This window comes from Lacticaseibacillus casei DSM 20011 = JCM 1134 = ATCC 393, from assembly GCF_000829055.1.
GTDB classification, from domain to species: Bacteria; Bacillota; Bacilli; order Lactobacillales; family Lactobacillaceae; genus Lacticaseibacillus; species Lacticaseibacillus casei.
This window is the reverse complement of the sequence record NZ_AP012544.1, coordinates 648,874-663,961: the sequence shown is the minus strand read 5'-3', so window position 1 is coordinate 663,961 and position 15,088 is coordinate 648,874. Positions and strand designations below refer to the sequence as shown.

15 protein-coding genes, 25 tRNA genes and 3 rRNA genes are annotated in these 15,088 nt (G+C 47.2%); 5 read left to right on the top strand and 38 right to left on the bottom strand.

Features of this window, described 5'->3' with window-relative positions; genetic code table 11:
* Positions 1–3 precede the first annotated feature (3 nt).
* The 7 genes from LBCZ_RS03360 to LBCZ_RS03340 are packed head-to-tail and all read right to left on the bottom strand — an operon-like array spanning position 4 to position 2,547.
* Positions 4–744, bottom strand: coding sequence for an AAA family ATPase (locus LBCZ_RS03360; RefSeq protein ID WP_404820098.1), 741 nt, complete (start codon positions 742–744; stop codon positions 4–6).
* Positions 741–1,271, bottom strand: coding sequence for an NUMOD4 domain-containing protein (locus tag LBCZ_RS03355; RefSeq protein ID WP_225421724.1), 531 nt, complete (start codon positions 1,269–1,271; stop codon positions 741–743). The genes LBCZ_RS03360 and LBCZ_RS03355 overlap by 4 nt, the downstream gene beginning before the upstream one ends.
* Positions 1,272–1,757, bottom strand: a complete 486-nt coding sequence (locus LBCZ_RS03350) for a siphovirus Gp157 family protein (protein ID WP_025014062.1) — start codon at positions 1,755–1,757, stop codon at positions 1,272–1,274.
* Between the two features lie 18 nt (positions 1,758–1,775).
* A complete protein-coding gene (locus LBCZ_RS03345) occupies positions 1,776–1,979 on the bottom strand; it encodes a hypothetical protein (protein ID WP_039639494.1) in 204 nt (67 codons plus the stop codon).
* Between the two features lie 4 nt (positions 1,980–1,983).
* The gene (locus LBCZ_RS16045) at positions 1,984–2,136 is read right to left on the bottom strand and encodes a hypothetical protein (protein ID WP_164476271.1); all 153 of its coding nucleotides are present in this window, start codon (positions 2,134–2,136) and stop codon (positions 1,984–1,986) included.
* Complete coding sequence (locus LBCZ_RS16555) at positions 2,129–2,257, bottom strand: hypothetical protein (RefSeq protein ID WP_263853179.1); 129 nt, start codon at positions 2,255–2,257, stop codon at positions 2,129–2,131. The genes LBCZ_RS16045 and LBCZ_RS16555 overlap by 8 nt, the downstream gene beginning before the upstream one ends.
* Positions 2,257–2,547 carry a DUF771 domain-containing protein gene (locus tag LBCZ_RS03340; RefSeq protein WP_003596708.1) on the bottom strand — a complete coding sequence of 97 codons (291 nt, stop codon included), beginning with the start codon at positions 2,545–2,547 and terminating at the stop codon, positions 2,257–2,259. The genes LBCZ_RS16555 and LBCZ_RS03340 overlap by 1 nt, the downstream gene beginning before the upstream one ends.
* Positions 2,548–2,612: 65 nt before the next feature.
* Between LBCZ_RS03340 and LBCZ_RS03335 the strand changes: the two genes are divergently transcribed.
* On the top strand, positions 2,613–2,825 hold the full coding sequence (locus tag LBCZ_RS03335) for a hypothetical protein (RefSeq protein WP_025014042.1): 213 nt from the start codon (positions 2,613–2,615) through the stop codon (positions 2,823–2,825).
* Here the strand turns inward: LBCZ_RS03335 and LBCZ_RS16550 are convergent.
* From LBCZ_RS16550 to LBCZ_RS03325, 3 genes are read right to left on the bottom strand one after another with little or no spacing between them, the layout of a single operon-like run.
* Positions 2,808–2,942: a hypothetical protein gene (locus tag LBCZ_RS16550; RefSeq protein WP_263854301.1), complete on the bottom strand. Its 135-nt coding sequence runs from the start codon at positions 2,940–2,942 to the stop codon at positions 2,808–2,810. The two genes, LBCZ_RS03335 and LBCZ_RS16550, sit on opposite strands and share 18 nt — an antisense overlap.
* Positions 2,943–3,713: a phage antirepressor gene (locus LBCZ_RS03330; RefSeq protein ID WP_039639497.1), complete on the bottom strand. Its 771-nt coding sequence runs from the start codon at positions 3,711–3,713 to the stop codon at positions 2,943–2,945.
* A 2-nt stretch (positions 3,714–3,715) separates the two neighbouring features.
* Positions 3,716–3,961: a hypothetical protein gene (locus LBCZ_RS03325; protein ID WP_025013975.1), complete on the bottom strand. Its 246-nt coding sequence runs from the start codon at positions 3,959–3,961 to the stop codon at positions 3,716–3,718.
* Positions 3,962–4,216: 255 nt separating this feature from the next.
* Here LBCZ_RS03325 and LBCZ_RS03320 point away from each other — a divergent pair, with 255 nt between their 5' ends.
* From LBCZ_RS03320 to LBCZ_RS03305, 4 genes are all read left to right on the top strand, one after another.
* Positions 4,217–4,561: a helix-turn-helix domain-containing protein gene (locus LBCZ_RS03320; RefSeq protein WP_025013976.1), complete on the top strand. Its 345-nt coding sequence runs from the start codon at positions 4,217–4,219 to the stop codon at positions 4,559–4,561.
* On the top strand, positions 4,554–4,976 hold the full coding sequence (locus LBCZ_RS03315) for an ImmA/IrrE family metallo-endopeptidase (protein ID WP_025013977.1): 423 nt from the start codon (positions 4,554–4,556) through the stop codon (positions 4,974–4,976). The genes LBCZ_RS03320 and LBCZ_RS03315 overlap by 8 nt, the downstream gene beginning before the upstream one ends.
* A 66-nt stretch (positions 4,977–5,042) precedes the next feature.
* Positions 5,043–5,663: a hypothetical protein gene (locus LBCZ_RS03310; RefSeq protein ID WP_021354153.1), complete on the top strand. Its 621-nt coding sequence runs from the start codon at positions 5,043–5,045 to the stop codon at positions 5,661–5,663.
* A 171-nt stretch (positions 5,664–5,834) separates the two neighbouring features.
* A complete protein-coding gene (locus tag LBCZ_RS03305) occupies positions 5,835–6,992 on the top strand; it encodes a tyrosine-type recombinase/integrase (RefSeq protein ID WP_039639501.1) in 1,158 nt (385 codons plus the stop codon).
* 233 nt (positions 6,993–7,225) lie between these two features.
* On the opposite strand, the gene LBCZ_RS03300 is transcribed toward LBCZ_RS03305, so the two are convergent.
* From LBCZ_RS03300 to LBCZ_RS03165, 28 genes are all read right to left on the bottom strand, one after another.
* A tRNA-Leu gene (locus LBCZ_RS03300) sits at positions 7,226–7,309 on the bottom strand.
* A gap of 45 nt (positions 7,310–7,354) precedes the next feature.
* A tRNA-Cys gene (locus LBCZ_RS03295) sits at positions 7,355–7,425 on the bottom strand.
* A gap of 46 nt (positions 7,426–7,471) precedes the next feature.
* A tRNA-Gln gene (locus tag LBCZ_RS03290) sits at positions 7,472–7,543 on the bottom strand.
* Between the two features lie 7 nt (positions 7,544–7,550).
* A tRNA-His gene (locus tag LBCZ_RS03285) sits at positions 7,551–7,623 on the bottom strand.
* Between the two features lie 9 nt (positions 7,624–7,632).
* Positions 7,633–7,703, bottom strand: a tRNA-Trp gene (locus LBCZ_RS03280).
* Between the two features lie 5 nt (positions 7,704–7,708).
* A tRNA-Tyr gene (locus LBCZ_RS03275) sits at positions 7,709–7,789 on the bottom strand.
* A gap of 4 nt (positions 7,790–7,793) precedes the next feature.
* A tRNA-Phe gene (locus tag LBCZ_RS03270) sits at positions 7,794–7,866 on the bottom strand.
* A 48-nt stretch (positions 7,867–7,914) separates the two neighbouring features.
* A tRNA-Asp gene (locus tag LBCZ_RS03265) sits at positions 7,915–7,988 on the bottom strand.
* 6 nt (positions 7,989–7,994) lie between these two features.
* Positions 7,995–8,068 (bottom strand) — tRNA-Met (locus LBCZ_RS03260).
* A 10-nt stretch (positions 8,069–8,078) separates the two neighbouring features.
* Positions 8,079–8,170: transfer RNA gene (locus LBCZ_RS03255), tRNA-Ser, on the bottom strand.
* A gap of 9 nt (positions 8,171–8,179) precedes the next feature.
* A tRNA-Glu gene (locus LBCZ_RS03250) sits at positions 8,180–8,251 on the bottom strand.
* A 4-nt stretch (positions 8,252–8,255) separates the two neighbouring features.
* Positions 8,256–8,343 (bottom strand) — tRNA-Ser (locus LBCZ_RS03245).
* A 27-nt stretch (positions 8,344–8,370) separates the two neighbouring features.
* A tRNA-Ile gene (locus LBCZ_RS03240) sits at positions 8,371–8,444 on the bottom strand.
* 13 nt (positions 8,445–8,457) lie between these two features.
* A tRNA-Gly gene (locus tag LBCZ_RS03235) sits at positions 8,458–8,528 on the bottom strand.
* Between the two features lie 19 nt (positions 8,529–8,547).
* Positions 8,548–8,620: transfer RNA gene (locus tag LBCZ_RS03230), tRNA-Phe, on the bottom strand.
* A gap of 5 nt (positions 8,621–8,625) precedes the next feature.
* A tRNA-Asp gene (locus LBCZ_RS03225) sits at positions 8,626–8,699 on the bottom strand.
* A 6-nt stretch (positions 8,700–8,705) separates the two neighbouring features.
* Positions 8,706–8,779: transfer RNA gene (locus LBCZ_RS03220), tRNA-Met, on the bottom strand.
* A gap of 48 nt (positions 8,780–8,827) precedes the next feature.
* Positions 8,828–8,901: transfer RNA gene (locus tag LBCZ_RS03215), tRNA-Ile, on the bottom strand.
* Positions 8,902–8,909: 8 nt separating this feature from the next.
* Positions 8,910–8,983 (bottom strand) — tRNA-Met (locus LBCZ_RS03210).
* A gap of 26 nt (positions 8,984–9,009) precedes the next feature.
* A tRNA-Pro gene (locus tag LBCZ_RS03205) sits at positions 9,010–9,083 on the bottom strand.
* A 5-nt stretch (positions 9,084–9,088) separates the two neighbouring features.
* Positions 9,089–9,162, bottom strand: a tRNA-Arg gene (locus LBCZ_RS03200).
* A gap of 60 nt (positions 9,163–9,222) precedes the next feature.
* Positions 9,223–9,294: transfer RNA gene (locus LBCZ_RS03195), tRNA-Gly, on the bottom strand.
* Between the two features lie 34 nt (positions 9,295–9,328).
* Positions 9,329–9,401, bottom strand: a tRNA-Thr gene (locus LBCZ_RS03190).
* Between the two features lie 42 nt (positions 9,402–9,443).
* Positions 9,444–9,516, bottom strand: a tRNA-Lys gene (locus LBCZ_RS03185).
* Positions 9,517–9,518: 2 nt separating this feature from the next.
* Positions 9,519–9,591, bottom strand: a tRNA-Val gene (locus tag LBCZ_RS03180).
* Between the two features lie 8 nt (positions 9,592–9,599).
* A 5S ribosomal RNA gene (gene rrf, locus LBCZ_RS03175) occupies positions 9,600–9,716 on the bottom strand.
* Between the two features lie 197 nt (positions 9,717–9,913).
* A 23S ribosomal RNA gene (locus LBCZ_RS03170) occupies positions 9,914–12,831 on the bottom strand.
* Between the two features lie 219 nt (positions 12,832–13,050).
* Positions 13,051–14,620, bottom strand: a 16S ribosomal RNA gene (locus LBCZ_RS03165).
* Together the 16S, 23S and 5S rRNA genes with 25 tRNA genes alongside form the textbook arrangement of a ribosomal RNA operon.
* Positions 14,621–15,088 lie beyond the last annotated feature (468 nt).

Sequence of the window (15,088 nt, the reverse complement as noted above, 5' to 3'; positions counted from 1 at the left end):
GCTTTAGTCCTCCTGTTTGCTTTGCTTTTCCTGATTTCCAAAATTGAACAGCTCATTAATTGGCACCAGTTTCCGATTGTCTAGTCTGTTTTTAGCAAAGATTGCATCAGTTCCCTCAAGAATGACGCCACGTCCATCAGTCTTGGGATTGACTACAACGCGTCCTACAACGTCCGTCAGGCCTAATAGTCCGTCACGTACGCTGTCACGAATTGCTGGTGCATACTGGCTGAACGATTGTCCAGTTTCGCTCGTAACATCTCGTGTGTTCTCCCAAGCAGTTACTAGTACGTTAACATTTGGAATGAGTAATATCGTTGTCATAATTCTAGAAAAATAGTTGCTCCACATCCCATAGTCCTGAATCTCATTGCTAATTTTGTTATGGCTTTTGCGTCCTTGCTCAACAAACCAGTCTTTTTCAAGGGAAGAGACATTGTCTATAACAAAATTCGTGTAATCATTCTTGTTTGTTCCATGCTCTTCTAAAAAACGTGTTAGTGATTCATTGGGATGAATGCGGTCAAACATTGCTGATTCGTCATCTGGATCTAGCGTTGGATCTTTCCATACATCAATGTCAAAGTCAGCAAGAACACGATGGCTATTATCTAGTGACAGCAAAAGCGTTTTACCGCTCAGTTCTCTTGCAGCGCTGGTTTTTCCAACCCCTGGCTTCCCGTAAATCAATACTTTCCAATTTTTTGAACGATGCAATTTTTTGCCATTTACAATTGCCATTATTCATACCTCCAGACATATCCATATGCTGTTTTCCGGTTTCTAGTCCCTCGTGCCGCTCGGCTGATGTTGATTGCATTCCCACCAACAGCGAGTGCTGCATCATGTAAAATTTTGTAACAATTAATTTTGTTTCCTTTTAAATCATATTGAATAACCCATTTTTTACCGCCCCGATTAGTTGCTGCCATTCGTGAGTTGTGGTTGCCATAATTGCAATTATTTTTAGGTGTCACCCATTCTAAGTTGGAAATACGATTGTCATTTCTGACTTCATTCTTGTGATTGACTTGCATTAATGGATAGAATCCAAGAAAAGCGGCAGCGACTAATCGATGTACATAGTATTTTTTAGTGTGTCCATATTTGCACAGACGAACACTAAAATAACCGGTGTTCTCAAGAATTGGTTTCAATGGTTTTCCCGTTGTTCCTTGGCGCCTTGTGGTCGATACGTTTCCAAGGCTACTAACCTTATATAAGCCTTCATATCCGTCAACATCCAGCCAAGTCTCTTTATCAACCATCATCTACCGCACCCCCAGTCCGATGTTCTCAACCAGTCGCGCGTTTGGTACCTCGCGGCCAGCTTGTAGTGCTTTCTTCAAGTCAGCTTTGTTGACCATCAACGTTGTCTTAATGAACTCTGGTGGCAACTTATTCGGGTCTTCTGGTGCTTCCACGCTCATTGTTCTGCGTGTGTAAATGCTGAACAGTGGTGTATGAATGTGTTCACGACCAGTTTCAACCATCGCTTGCGCCAATCGTGATTTGATTGTCGCAGCGTTTTTCTTGGCACTTGTCTTTCGTTCTTGCAAACGCCTGATTTCAGCGTCGATTTCTTTGACGTCTGCTTCAATTGATCTGTAAACCTTGACATAGCCGACTGCCTTGTCTTCAAAGTCACCATCAACCATTTCCATCGTGTCAGCAATCGCTTGTGGATCAGCGTTGCCACTTTCTGCCATTCGTTGCAAACTGGTCAATTTGTCTGTTAAGTCGTATAATACTGACATATAATATTTTCCTTTCTATCAGTCGTTGGCGTGCGGGCCAGCGGCTTTTTTCATGGCTTGTTTGATAATGAATAGGATTGCGTGTGCCCCATCTTCTTGACCCATCGCATACGTTTGGTGGAAATCAGTATTGTCGGGCCTATAGTCAGTGGCAACCTTGCGATATGCCGCGATCTGGCGGTTCGCTTCGGCTAGAATTCGTTCGTATTCCTCATTGGTCATCACGTCATCCCCTTAGTTTTGCTAGTCGTGCACGCAACTTCTTATTCTCGGCAAGCAACATCTTTGCAATTGGTGTGTGGTTGCCGCGAATGATGTCTAACGTCAATTTGTTGTGATCTTTCAGCAAATCACCAATGGTACGTTCTGCTTCATTCAATCCACTGCCTCCATCCCTTTGCGATCGTTGTGCCGATGATGACGCCTGTCACTACCAATAGCAGGTAACGCCATATCGGTGCAGTTGGCGTGAGCAAAACATACAATACCGTTTGTAGCATCAGCTCCATCCTCCCTTCTGAATCTGCTGCCAGTTTTTGTCTATCCAGTAACTCATTTCACGTGCTTTGATTAAATACGGGCTGCCATGTCCTTTTGACCAGCGCACAGGACCTCCGTGCTCAGCATCAAGTTGCAATCGATTCGGCTTTATCACGTTGTCTTTGACATAATCGACTTTGCGATGTAGCTCTTTGGCAACATCGGTGATGGTCCAAGTCTTACCGCCAAGATCCATACGCCAATTTTCTGGAGGCGTGATAGGCCGAATATCTAATTTTGTTAGCGGCATGGCATTTCCTCCTTTCCTGTGATCGCCTCCTGACGGATAATGAAACCCGAAAGGAGGTGATTGATATGGATCTAACTGTTCATTTCCGCGATGGCAACACGGAAGAAATCCCAGACTTTGAATCAGTGGTTTGCCTAGGAATGGATAAAAGTGTTGTTAAAGCTGAAGACTTTTCCAATATTTACTTGGAAAATAAAATTACCTATTCATTTGTTGGCCATGCTGATTCGCTCCAAGCTAATGGCGCCGATATACTGTATTTAGTTCTTGCTAAGTGATCCGATGAGCTCCGCGATGGCTGCCACCATCTCGGGGCTTTTTCCTTTGTTCTTCAGTTGAGCAACAACAAATTCTGTAACGGCATTTTCTAGTTTTTCCTGTGTGCGTCCGTTCATTTAGACAGCCTCCTTTTGTAGAAACTTGTTGATAAAATACTGCTGGCCTTTGCCGGTAACCTTTGGGGTCTTCTGAACTGTTACATGGCCGTCCGAGTGACTGATCGCCGTTTCCTTGACCTCGAACAAGCCTAGCTCCATCGCGCGTTGTGTCGGTGAGTTATAGTCGGCACCAATCCGTTTGATCAGATAGCCTTGCTCACGCAGCCAGGCGAACAACCGCTTGGCACCAATGTCAACGCCGTTCTGTTTGAGCACTTTTGCAAGATCACCAACTAAGATAGTCGTGTGACTTGTGGCTACCGCGTCTGCAAACAACGCTTTAGGCTTCATTGTTTCGTTATCAGCCGTAAGTGCCGCTGTTTTGGCTTGTTCGTCCTTTAGCTGCGTTGCCAGATTGATAATGAAGTCTGGGTTATAGATGGCCTTCTCAATCGTTTCAGGCGTCATGTAGGCACCATGCTTGCGGATTGATGGGAGAACTTTCTCTGCTACCCAATCTGTAAATTCATCTGCGTTTGGCATATCAGATTTGAAAACTAATTTATAAAGCCCGGGTTCGGCAATAACAACGAAATCCTGTTTTCCACCGGGGGTCATCAATTTGGTGACCCCTTTGAATTTGTCGGGTACATATTTGTTTACTGCGTTAGCTGGCTTACTATATCCCAGCACTTCTGCAATGTCCTTACCGACAAACATTGGTTCATTATCAACAACTACCGTTCTTACTTGCTGACCTTTAAAATCAAAATGCTGTAGTTCGTTCATATCTAGACGGCCTCCTTTTGCTGTGACTGCTTATATTTGACGTATTCGATAGCTCGCTTCCAACGGTCTTTGTCGATTTGATTAGCAGTTAATCCCTGGCCGTCAGTCATCTTCTTAACCAGAATTGCCATTACCTGATCACTGATACCGAGAAATTTAGCAATTTCGAGCTGTGACAAATTCAAATGTAATAAATAGCCTTTCCAGTCATTACGATTAGCAGTCCAATTGAGTTGCACGTTTACCATGTACTCACCTCCTACATTTAATTAATTAATCAAGAAGTTGCACAATTTAGCAAATATGCTAAAATATACCCATAGCAAATAAACCTACTGATCCTTTTTTACCAGTGATCGTCTTCCAAAACTCATCCGGTAAAGGGTTATTAAGTTACTGCTTTATTACTTGATGAACCAAGTATAAGCATATATGTTAAACTTTGCAAGGACATTTTTAACATATCTGCTAATTTTTGGCCATCATAGAGGAGAAATGCCTTTATGACACTGTTTGAACGTATACAAAAAGTTTCAAGAGAACATGCCATGAGCCTTCGGGAATTAAACGAAAAGGCTGGCTTAGGAACAAATGCTATTTATCGTTGGAAAAAGACAAAGCCTTCTGCTGACAAACTGCAAGCAGTTGCAGACGTTCTTCATGTTTCTGTGGACTATCTATTGGGGAATACGGATAACCCTTCACCTAAGTCATCAGTTAAACCACCTGACCTTGCCGACGACAATCTTTTTATGTATCAAGGTAAGCCTATTCCAGAAGAGGACATGGAAACTCTCCGTTACATTCTTGACAGTTATCGCAAGAAAAGGGGTAAGAACCATGAATGAAATGCTGGCTAATGTTCTCAACTATGCATATGACCACAAAATCAGCTATAGCATGGTACCCTTTGACAACTCCGAAACACCACCAACTTGCAACACTGAATTGAGGCTGATTGTTCTAAACTCAAACTGGTATCAGCCAAACGAGATGGCTTTTCAAGCAGCACACGAATGCTCGCATGTTCTAAACGGTGATCGTGGGAAATTCAAATATTCAAACTTTTATTCCAAAAGTAGAACTGAGGGCAATGCCAATAAGCGAGCACTTTCAATTGTCATTCCGATGTACTTTAAAGATATAGAAGCTGATGAAGCGAATCTATTTCAGTTTATGAATGACCTGGCAATACCAAGTTGGCTTGAAGACACTGCGTCATCTTCAATTAATTCATACTATCAACGCAATTTTTTAATTTAGCCAAGGATTATGCTACGTCCAACCCCTGATCGACGTTAAAAGCTGGATTTTTTGGAGGGATTCATCATGAAGAAGCTAGTATTAGTGTCTGTTGCGTTGCTTGCGTTGGCATTGGCTGGTTGCAGTAGTTCTGCTAATAGCAACAGTTCAAGTAGCAATAAGGTGTCTGTTGCTAAAGGACAAAATACATCTAGTAGTAAAGGGTCTTCAGACAGCTCAGAAAAGATTACTTACAATTACCAAGACGTATCTGTATTAAGCAAGGCAACATACCCCGTAAGCTATTCTGATAATTCTTGGGCGGGAACAACCGTTGGAATTGACAAGGTAACCGTTTATCGTGTCAAACCATTCACGGATGCAAGTAAGAAAACCTATCAGGGGTTAGTCACCGCTCACTTTAAAATTCATACAACTCGTGATATTTCAATCTACCCGAGTCAGGGCACATTGGTAACTTCTGACGGTCAGCAAGTAGATGGCACCAACTTTAGTGGTGATGATTTTGACGGGCAAATTTCTAAAGATGTAGATCGCGACGGCACTGTCGTTTGGGCACTAGAAAAAATGGATGATCCTAGATCGTTAAAGACTATCCGACTTAAGTGGAGTGCAAATTACGACACCGATGACATGGAAGACGACAATGCCAACAAAGATTACGATGCCACCATTAACCTTCAGTGACTTGTTTCTTCCCCCACGCAAGCGGCGTCCCCGTGCAAGCCGGAGAGTGGGGCTGAACACAAAATAAAAAAGCGCCTACCCCACCGACCAAAGTGAACGGGTAGACGCCTAACAAATACTCGGAGTCATAAGGCTCTTTGTATACACATTTTAACACAGGAGGACAATAATATGGCGGTATTCAAGCGAGCTAACCGAAAAAGTAAGCCTTGGGGATTCCAGTATTCATACAAAGTGGACGGTATTTCCAAGCAGAAAACATCATTTTACAAAACAAGAAAAGAAGCTAAGGCTGCTGAGGCAGAGTACCTCACTTCTACTGGAGGATCTGTAAAAATCGATCCAGTGATTACTTTCGCAGATTGGTATGACAAGTGGTTGCATACGTATAAGATACGTTCTGTGTCCGAACTGACGATGACCAAGTATGCAACTTCGGGTACAATCATCAGAAACTACTTCAAAGACCTTAAATTAATTGACTTAACGCGCATGGTTTATCAACAGTTTATTAACAACTATATTGATGACGGTTACGGCCACAAGCACGCAAGGCAATCAGTCCAGAAGCTACATTCACACGCTCATCAAGCAATTATGGCCGCAGCAGACGAAGGCTTGATTAGGCGCGATTATGCCGCTCATGCAGAACTGGGTGGTACCGCAGGCAGATCAGAAGACACAAAATTTCTTGAAGCTGATCAGTTCGAGAAACTGCGAGATTATGTTGATCAATTTGCCAACCCGCAACGAATTGCTCTCATGATGGTTCAAACGGCCATATACTCTGGCGCTCGGCTTGGAGAAATTGGTGGCTTAACGTGGGAAGATATTGATGAGAAGAAGAGCACCATCAGTATCGACAAGACCTTCAAGTACAGGTTTGTCATTCGCGGCGCTGATGGTAGCTGGCCAGACCGTGAAGAAGTCTTCGGTCCGACCAAAACTCCTTCGAGTGTTCGTACCATCAAAGTAAGTCCAGTTCTTATCGCTAGCCTCCATAAGCTCATATTGGCTGATAAAATAAAAGCGATTAGCAATCCGTACCATTTACTATTTCTTGGGCCGACCGGCTTGCCAATATATAGTAACGGTGTCAACAAGGAACTTCGCCGTGCTCTCAAACATCTCGGTATTGAGCGTCCTGGGTTCGGTTTCCACGGATTGCGGCACACGCATGGCAGCTACCTGCTTTATAAAGGTCTTGATATTCAATACGTATCACACCGCCTCGGACACGAGAACGTCGGCATTACCACCAAGATCTATACGCATCTACTGGACGCGATGACACAGAAGCAAGACGAGAAAGCACTGAATGTATTGTGACTCAAAATCGAACCAGAGAACACGGATCAATGTCAACTGCCGCAAGGCCTACAGCACACATTCAATTTTAGATCACGAACCATTTTCCTAAAAAATCGCAATTTCAGGCTATTTGGTTCGATGTGGTTCGATGGATTATATTTTTTAGGGGTTTTTCGGAGTTCAGATAAATGCAATAATGCCGGTTTAAAGCCATTTCTGAGCACTAAAAAAGCCCCTAAAAGGGGCCAATATACCGGTGATCGGGGTCGAACCGATACTCCATTGCTGGAACGGGATTTTGAATCCCGCGCGTCTGCCAATTCCGCCACACCGGCATAATGTAAAATGGCACTCTCTTGCTGGGCGTTAACCGCAAGATAAGGCGGTGATCGGAATCGAACCGACGATCAAGGTTTTGCAGACCCATGCCTTACCGCTTGGCTACACCGCCATATTCATCAAGTTAAGCGCGTTTCTCCTATGGCAGTTGGAGAAAATTGGGGTAGCTGGATTCGAACCAGCGCATGACGGAGTCAAAGTCCGTTGCCTTACCGCTTGGCTATACCCCAGTAAAAGGGCGGTATGTGGGGATCGAACCCACGTATGCCGGTGCCACAAACCGGTGTGTTAACCGCTTCACCAATACCGCCATGATAAGCAGGGATAGTAGGAGTTGAACCCACACTGACGGTTTTGGAGACCGTAGTTCTACCATTAAACTATATCCCTATAAATGGAGGAGATAGGATTCGAACCTATGAACCCGAAGGAGCGGATTTACAGTCCGCCGCGTTTAGCCTCTTCGCTACTCCTCCATAATGGCGCGGGACGGAATCGAACCGCCGACACATGCAGCTTCAATGCATTGCTCTACCGACTGAGCTACCGAGCCATTTAGATCGTTTTTATGAAGTTGATGTTCCCCTCAATTAGAGGGGGACGGTTCCAACGGGACTCGAACCCGTGATCTCCTGCGTGACAGGCAGGCGTCCTAACCAACTAGACCATGGAACCATGTAATTGCGGGAGCAGGATTTGAACCTGCGACCTTCGGGTTATGAGCCCGACGAGCTACCGAACTGCTCCATCCCGCGATAATAATAAAGGAGAATGAGGGATTCGAACCCTCGCGTGGACTTACGCCCACCTGACGGTTTTCAAGACCGTTCCCTTCAGCCAGACTTGGGTAATTCTCCATCTAACCATGACCCGTACGGGATTTGAACCCATGTTACCGCCGTGAAAGGGCGGTGTCTTAACCACTTGACCAACGGGCCACAACGGAGAAGGAGGGATTTGAACCCTCGCACCAGTTTCCCGGTCTACACCCTTAGCAGGGGCGCCTCTTCAGCCACTTGAGTACTTCTCCATGTGCAATATAAAACTAATGGAACAATGGGCCTAGGTGGACTTGAACCACCGACCTCACGCTTATCAAGCGTGCGCTCTAACCAACTGAGCTATAGGCCCATATCATAATCGCAGCGGGTGACGAGAATCGAACTCGCGACAACAGCTTGGAAGGCTGTGGTTTTACCACTAAACTACACCCGCATAAGGGTGATTATGAAAATGGCTCGGGACAGAATCGAACTGCCGACACATGCAGCTTCAATGCATTGCTCTACCGACTGAGCTACCGAGCCGCAAACGGTCCCAACGGGACTCGAACCCGTGATCTCCTGCGTGACAGGCAGGCGTCCTAACCAACTAGACCATGGAACCATATAATTGCGGGAGCAGGATTTGAACCTGCGACCTTCGGGTTATGAGCCCGACGAGCTACCGAACTGCTCCATCCCGCGATAACAGTAACAAATCGATTATACCGAACAGTGACCACCCTGTAAAGATGGACCTTGTAGGGCTCGAACCTACGACCGGACGGTTATGAGCCGTCTGCTCTAACCAACTGAGCTAAAGGTCCAAGCTCAATCGCGGCGGGGGGGATCGAACCCTCGACCTCCCGGGTATGAACCGGACGCTCTAGCCAGCTGAGCTACACCGCGAAAAAACCATATGGACTAGCGTCCAATCGGGAAAACAGGATTCGAACCTGCGACCCCCTGGTCCCAAACCAGGTGCTCTACCAAGCTGAGCTATTTCCCGTCAAATGCACCCAGTAGGAGTCGAACCTACAACCTTCTGATTCGTAGTCAGACACTCTATCCAATTGCGCTATGGGTGCAAATCATGATAATACCGAGGAATCTTTCGACCAAACGCACCCTCGGCACTGCGTTTGGAAAGCGGAAGACGGGATTCGAACCCGCGACCCCCACCATGGCAAGGTGATGTTCTACCACTGAACTACTTCCGCATGAAACAAAAAGCTTATCAAATTATTGGTGCCATGCCGACTAAAGGATTCGAACCTTCGACCCCCTGTTTACAAGACAGATGCTCTACCAACTGAGCTAAGTCGGCAAAAATATCGACTTGAGCCGCCATTTAAAACCAATAATTCTCTGAGCCGTGACAGGCTCGAACTGTCGACCCACTGATTAAAAGTCAGTTGCTCTACCAACTGAGCTAACGGCTCAATGGAGGATACAGGGCTCGAACCTGTGACCCTCTGCTTGTAAGGCAGACGCTCTCCCAACTGAGCTAATCCTCCATATGTAAGCGTGGCAGCTTCCTACCCTCGCAGGCAGTTTCCCACCAACTACTCTCGGCGTGAAGAAGCTTAACTTCTGTGTTCGGCATGGGAACAGGTGTATCCTTCTTGCTATCGCCACCACACTTATGAGAACTTTGCGCTCTCAAAACTGGCTATCATTGTTGTTTTTGTGTTGTCGGGAACCAGTGTATTTCATCGAAACGCGTTCGCAGTCGCAGAAACCTCCACATAAGAACCCTGAATCCATTGGCCAAAACCCGGCCAACGAACTCAGGCCCGCTTATGCTCCGGTTTCTAAGCGCTCCTGCTCACGCTCTACTTGGTTAAGTCCTCGACCGATTAGTACTGGTCCGCTCCATGCATCGCTGCACTTCCACTTCCAGCCTATCTACCTGATCATCTCTCAGGGGTCTTACTTCCATATAGGAATGGGAAATCTCATCTCGAGGGGGGCTTCACACTTAGATGCTTTCAGCGTTTATCCCTTCCGTTCATAGCTACCCAGCGATGCGCCTGGCGGCACAACTGGTACACCAGCGGAACGTCCATCCCGGTCCTCTCGTACTAAGGACAGCTCCTCTCAAATTTCCTGCGCCCGCGACGGATAGGGACCGAACTGTCTCACGACGTTCTGAACCCAGCTCGCGTACCGCTTTAATGGGCGAACAGCCCAACCCTTGGGACCGACTACAGCCCCAGGATGCGATGAGCCGACATCGAGGTGCCAAACCTCCCCGTCGATGTGGACTCTTGGGGGAGATAAGCCTGTTATCCCCAGGGTAGCTTTTATCCGTTGAGCGATGGCCCTTCCATACGGAACCACCGGATCACTAAGCCCGACTTTCGTCCCTGCTCGACTTGTCAGTCTCGCAGTCAAGCTCCCTTCTACCTTTACACTCTGCGAATGATTTCCAACCATTCTGAGGGAACCTTTGGGCGCCTCCGTTACATTTTAGGAGGCGACCGCCCCAGTCAAACTGCCTACCTGACACTGTCTCCCGTCACGATCAGTGGCGCGGGTTAGAGTGTTCATACAGCTAGGGTAGTATCCCACCAACGCCTCCATCGAAACTAGCGTTCCGATCTCTACGGCTCCTACCTATCCTGTACAAGCGGTACCAACACTCAATATCAAGCTACAGTAAAGCTCCATGGGGTCTTTCCGTCCTGTCGCGGGTAACCCGCATCTTCACGGGTACTATAATTTCACCGAGTCTCTCGTTGAGACAGTGCCCAAATCATTACGCCTTTCGTGCGGGTCGGAACTTACCCGACAAGGAATTTCGCTACCTTAGGACCGTTATAGTTACGGCCGCCGTTTACTGGGGCTTCAATTCTGGGCTTCGCTTGCGCTAACTCATCCTCTTAACCTTCCAGCACCGGGCAGGCGTCAGCCCCTATACATCATCTTTCGATTTAGCAGAGACCTGTGTTTTTGATAAACAGTTGTTTGGGCCTATTCACTGCGGCTGACCTTGCGGTCAGCACCCCTTCTTCCGAAGTTACGGGGTCATTTTGCCGAGTTCCTTAACGAGAGTTCGCTCGCTCACCTGAGGATACTCTCCTCGACTACCTGTGTCGGTTTGCGGTACGGGTAGTTTATTTCTCACTAGAAGCTTTTCTTGGCAGTGTGACATCAGGAACTTCGCTACTTTAATTTCGCTCCCCATCACCGCTTGTCCTTATGGTCGCAAGCATTTCACTCGCCACCAGACTTGCGGCTTGGACGCACTTTTCCAGCCGTGCGCTTTCCTTAGCCTCCTGCGTCCCTCCATCGCTTAAACAAAATAAACTAGTGCAGGAATCTCAACCTGCTTGTCATCGACTACGCCTTGCGGCCTCGCCTTAGATCCCGACTAACCCTGGGAGGACGAGCCTTCCCCAGGAAACCTTAGTCATACGGTGGATCAGATTCTCACTGATCTTTCGCTACTCATGCCGGCATTCTCACTTCTAAGCGCTCCAGCCGTCCTCACGATCGACCTTCAACGCCCTTAGAACGCTCTCCTACCGCGCACCCTTACGGGTGCACCCACAGTTTCGGTATTATGCTTAGCCCCGGTATATTTTCGGCGCAGTGCCACTCGACTAGTGAGCTATTACGCACTCTTTAAATGGTGGCTGCTTCTGAGCCAACATCCTAGTTGTCTGTGCAACGCCACATCCTTTTCCACTTAGCATAAATTTAGGGACCTTAACTGGTGATCTGGGCTGTTCCCCTTTCGACAATGGACCTTATCGCTCACTGTCTGACTCCCGGAGTAAGATCGATGGTATTCGGAGTTTATCTGAATTCAGTAACCCTTGATGGGCCCCTAGTTCAAACAGTGCTCTACCTCCATGATCCATCCTCCGAGGCTAACCCTAAAGCTATTTCGGAGAGAACCAGCTATCTCCAAGTTCGTTTGGAATTTCACCGCTACCCACAACTCATCCCAGCATTTTTCAACATACATGGGTTCGGTCCTCCAGTGTGTTTCACCACACCTTCAACCTGGTCATGGGTAGGTCACTTGGTTTCGGGTCTACATCTGCCTACTCATTCGCCCTGTTCAGACTCGCTTTCGCTCCGGCTCCGACTTTTCATCTTAACCTCGCAGGCAAACGTAACTCGCCGGTTCATTCTACAAAAGGCACGCCATTACCCCTTAACGGGCTTTGACTAATTGTAGGCACACGGTTTCAGGAACTGTTTCACTCCCCTTCCGGGGTGCTTTTCACCTTTCCCTCACGGTACTGGTTCACTATCGGTCACTAGGGAGTATTTAGCCTTGGGAGATGGTCCTCCCGGATTCCGACGGAATTTCACGTGTTCCGCCGTACTCAGGATCCTGGACGGAGGGTCCGCCGTTTCGTTTACAGGGCTTTCACCTTCTATGGCGCAGCTTTCCAGCTGACTTCGACTACGTCGAACTTTGGTAACTCCAATGTCCAGTCCTACAACCCCGAGAAGCAAGCTTCTCGGTTTGGGCTCTTCCCACTTCGCTCGCCGCTACTATGGGAATCGAGTTTTCTTTCTCTTCCTGCGGGTACTGAGATGTTTCAGTTCCCCGCGTCTGCCGCCGACAAGCTATGAATTCACTTGCAGGCAATACACTGATGTGTACTGGGTTCCCCCATTCGGAAATCTCCGGATCAAAGCTTACTTATAGCTCCCCGAAGCATATCGGTATTAGTTCCGTCCTTCATCGGCTCCTAGTGCCAAGGCATCCACCGTGCGCCCTTTGTAACTTAACCTGTACTGACTTGCGTCAGCGGTTATGCGATGCGAATTTCTAAATTAGAAACTCATACAAATACGCTGTGTTCTCGGCAATTTAAAACATTTACAACAATGATATCCAGTTTTCAAAGAACAAAGTCGCACCCGCTAGGGTGCTTGAGGGTCGTCCCCTCAAAACTAAACAAAGTTTCGTGTGTGCAGGTTTCCGTCAGACTTAAAGTCTGTTTCCTTAGAAAGGAGGTGATCCAGCCGCAGGTTCTCCTACGGCTACCTTGTTACGACTTCACCCTAATCATTTGTCCCACCTTAGACGGCTCGCTCCCTAAAAGGGTTACGCCACCGGCTTCGGGTGTTACAAACTCTCATGGTGTGACGGGCGGTGTGTACAAGGCCCGGGAACGTATTCACCGCGGCGTGCTGATCCGCGATTACTAGCGATTCCGACTTCGTGTAGGCGAGTTGCAGCCTACAGTCCGAACTGAGAATGGCTTTAAGAGATTAGCTTGACCTCGCGGTCTCGCAACTCGTTGTACCATCCATTGTAGCACGTGTGTAGCCCAGGTCATAAGGGGCATGATGATTTGACGTCATCCCCACCTTCCTCCGGTTTGTCACCGGCAGTCTTACTAGAGTGCCCAACTCAATGCTGGCAACTAGTCATAAGGGTTGCGCTCGTTGCGGGACTTAACCCAACATCTCACGACACGAGCTGACGACAACCATGCACCACCTGTCATTTTGCCCCCGAAGGGGAAACCTGATCTCTCAGGTGATCAAAAGATGTCAAGACCTGGTAAGGTTCTTCGCGTTGCTTCGAATTAAACCACATGCTCCACCGCTTGTGCGGGCCCCCGTCAATTCCTTTGAGTTTCAACCTTGCGGTCGTACTCCCCAGGCGGAATGCTTAATGCGTTAGCTGCGGCACTGAAGGGCGGAAACCCTCCAACACCTAGCATTCATCGTTTACGGCATGGACTACCAGGGTATCTAATCCTGTTCGCTACCCATGCTTTCGAGCCTCAGCGTCAGTTACAGACCAGACAGCCGCCTTCGCCACTGGTGTTCTTCCATATATCTACGCATTTCACCGCTACACATGGAGTTCCACTGTCCTCTTCTGCACTCAAGTTTCCCAGTTTCCGATGCGCTTCCTCGGTTAAGCCGAGGGCTTTCACATCAGACTTAAAAAACCGCCTGCGCTCGCTTTACGCCCAATAAATCCGGATAACGCTTGCCACCTACGTATTACCGCGGCTGCTGGCACGTAGTTAGCCGTGGCTTTCTGGTTGGATACCGTCACGCCGACAACAGTTACTCTGCCGACCATTCTTCTCCAACAACAGAGTTTTACGACCCGAAAGCCTTCTTCACTCACGCGGCGTTGCTCCATCAGACTTGCGTCCATTGTGGAAGATTCCCTACTGCTGCCTCCCGTAGGAGTTTGGGCCGTGTCTCAGTCCCAATGTGGCCGATCAACCTCTCAGTTCGGCTACGTATCATCGCCTTGGTGAGCCGTTACCTCACCAACTAGCTAATACGCCGCGGGTCCATCCAAAAGCGATAGCTTGCGCCATCTTTCAGCCAAGAACCATGCGGTTCTTGGATTTATGCGGTATTAGCATCTGTTTCCAAATGTTATCCCCCACTTAAGGGCAGGTTACCCACGTGTTACTCACCCGTCCGCCACTCGTTTTAAGTCGAATCTCAGTGCAAGCACCGTTCATCGACCAAAACTCGTTCGACTTGCATGTATTAGGCACGCCGCCAGCGTTCATCCTGAGCCAGGATCAAACTCTCATATAAATATGAGCTGTTCGAATAGCTCGATTTGTTGTTCTAGCGAATTGACTTCGCAAATGTTACTTTTTGCCTCGATACCGAAGTATCAAGGACCCTGCACATTTAAACGAAACTTTGTTCAGTTTTCAAAGGACGATCTTGCCAAAAGACAACTTTGATAGATTATCATGACCAACGTATCATGTCAACAACTTTTTAGAGTGAATATTTATTCAATCTGTTTCAATTGTGGCTTCATCATACGAGTGGTTTATTTCATCCGTCATGAATCGACGTCTTTGTTTTGACAACAACAAGTATCATACCAGCACTTCAACAATCTAGTCAACAAAAAAATTGCAGAAATTCAAAGAATTGTCAGTTCCGATAAATAGCGAACATTTTAATCCAAATTGTATAAATATTCGCATTGATCGCGAACAATATTCAGCAAAACACATTTAAAGTTCACTAAACTCATAGCACTTATAG

Coding starts and splice junctions, on each gene's coding strand:
- LBCZ_RS03355 (WP_225421724.1), bottom strand. CDS start 1,271: ATGATGGTTGATAAAGAGACTTGGCTGGATGTTGACGGATATGAAGGC.
- LBCZ_RS03350 (WP_025014062.1), bottom strand. CDS start 1,757: ATGTCAGTATTATACGACTTAACAGACAAATTGACCAGTTTGCAACGA.
- LBCZ_RS03345 (WP_039639494.1), bottom strand. CDS start 1,979: ATGACCAATGAGGAATACGAACGAATTCTAGCCGAAGCGAACCGCCAG.
- LBCZ_RS16555 (WP_263853179.1), bottom strand. CDS start 2,257: ATGCTACAAACGGTATTGTATGTTTTGCTCACGCCAACTGCACCGATA.
- LBCZ_RS03340 (WP_003596708.1), bottom strand. CDS start 2,547: ATGCCGCTAACAAAATTAGATATTCGGCCTATCACGCCTCCAGAAAAT.
- LBCZ_RS03335 (WP_025014042.1), top strand. CDS start 2,613: ATGGATCTAACTGTTCATTTCCGCGATGGCAACACGGAAGAAATCCCA.
- LBCZ_RS16550 (WP_263854301.1), bottom strand. CDS start 2,942: ATGAACGGACGCACACAGGAAAAACTAGAAAATGCCGTTACAGAATTT.
- LBCZ_RS03330 (WP_039639497.1), bottom strand. CDS start 3,713: ATGAACGAACTACAGCATTTTGATTTTAAAGGTCAGCAAGTAAGAACG.
- LBCZ_RS03325 (WP_025013975.1), bottom strand. CDS start 3,961: ATGGTAAACGTGCAACTCAATTGGACTGCTAATCGTAATGACTGGAAA.
- LBCZ_RS03320 (WP_025013976.1), top strand. CDS start 4,217: ATGACACTGTTTGAACGTATACAAAAAGTTTCAAGAGAACATGCCATG.
- LBCZ_RS03315 (WP_025013977.1), top strand. CDS start 4,554: ATGAATGAAATGCTGGCTAATGTTCTCAACTATGCATATGACCACAAA.
- LBCZ_RS03310 (WP_021354153.1), top strand. CDS start 5,043: ATGAAGAAGCTAGTATTAGTGTCTGTTGCGTTGCTTGCGTTGGCATTG.
- LBCZ_RS03305 (WP_039639501.1), top strand. CDS start 5,835: ATGGCGGTATTCAAGCGAGCTAACCGAAAAAGTAAGCCTTGGGGATTC.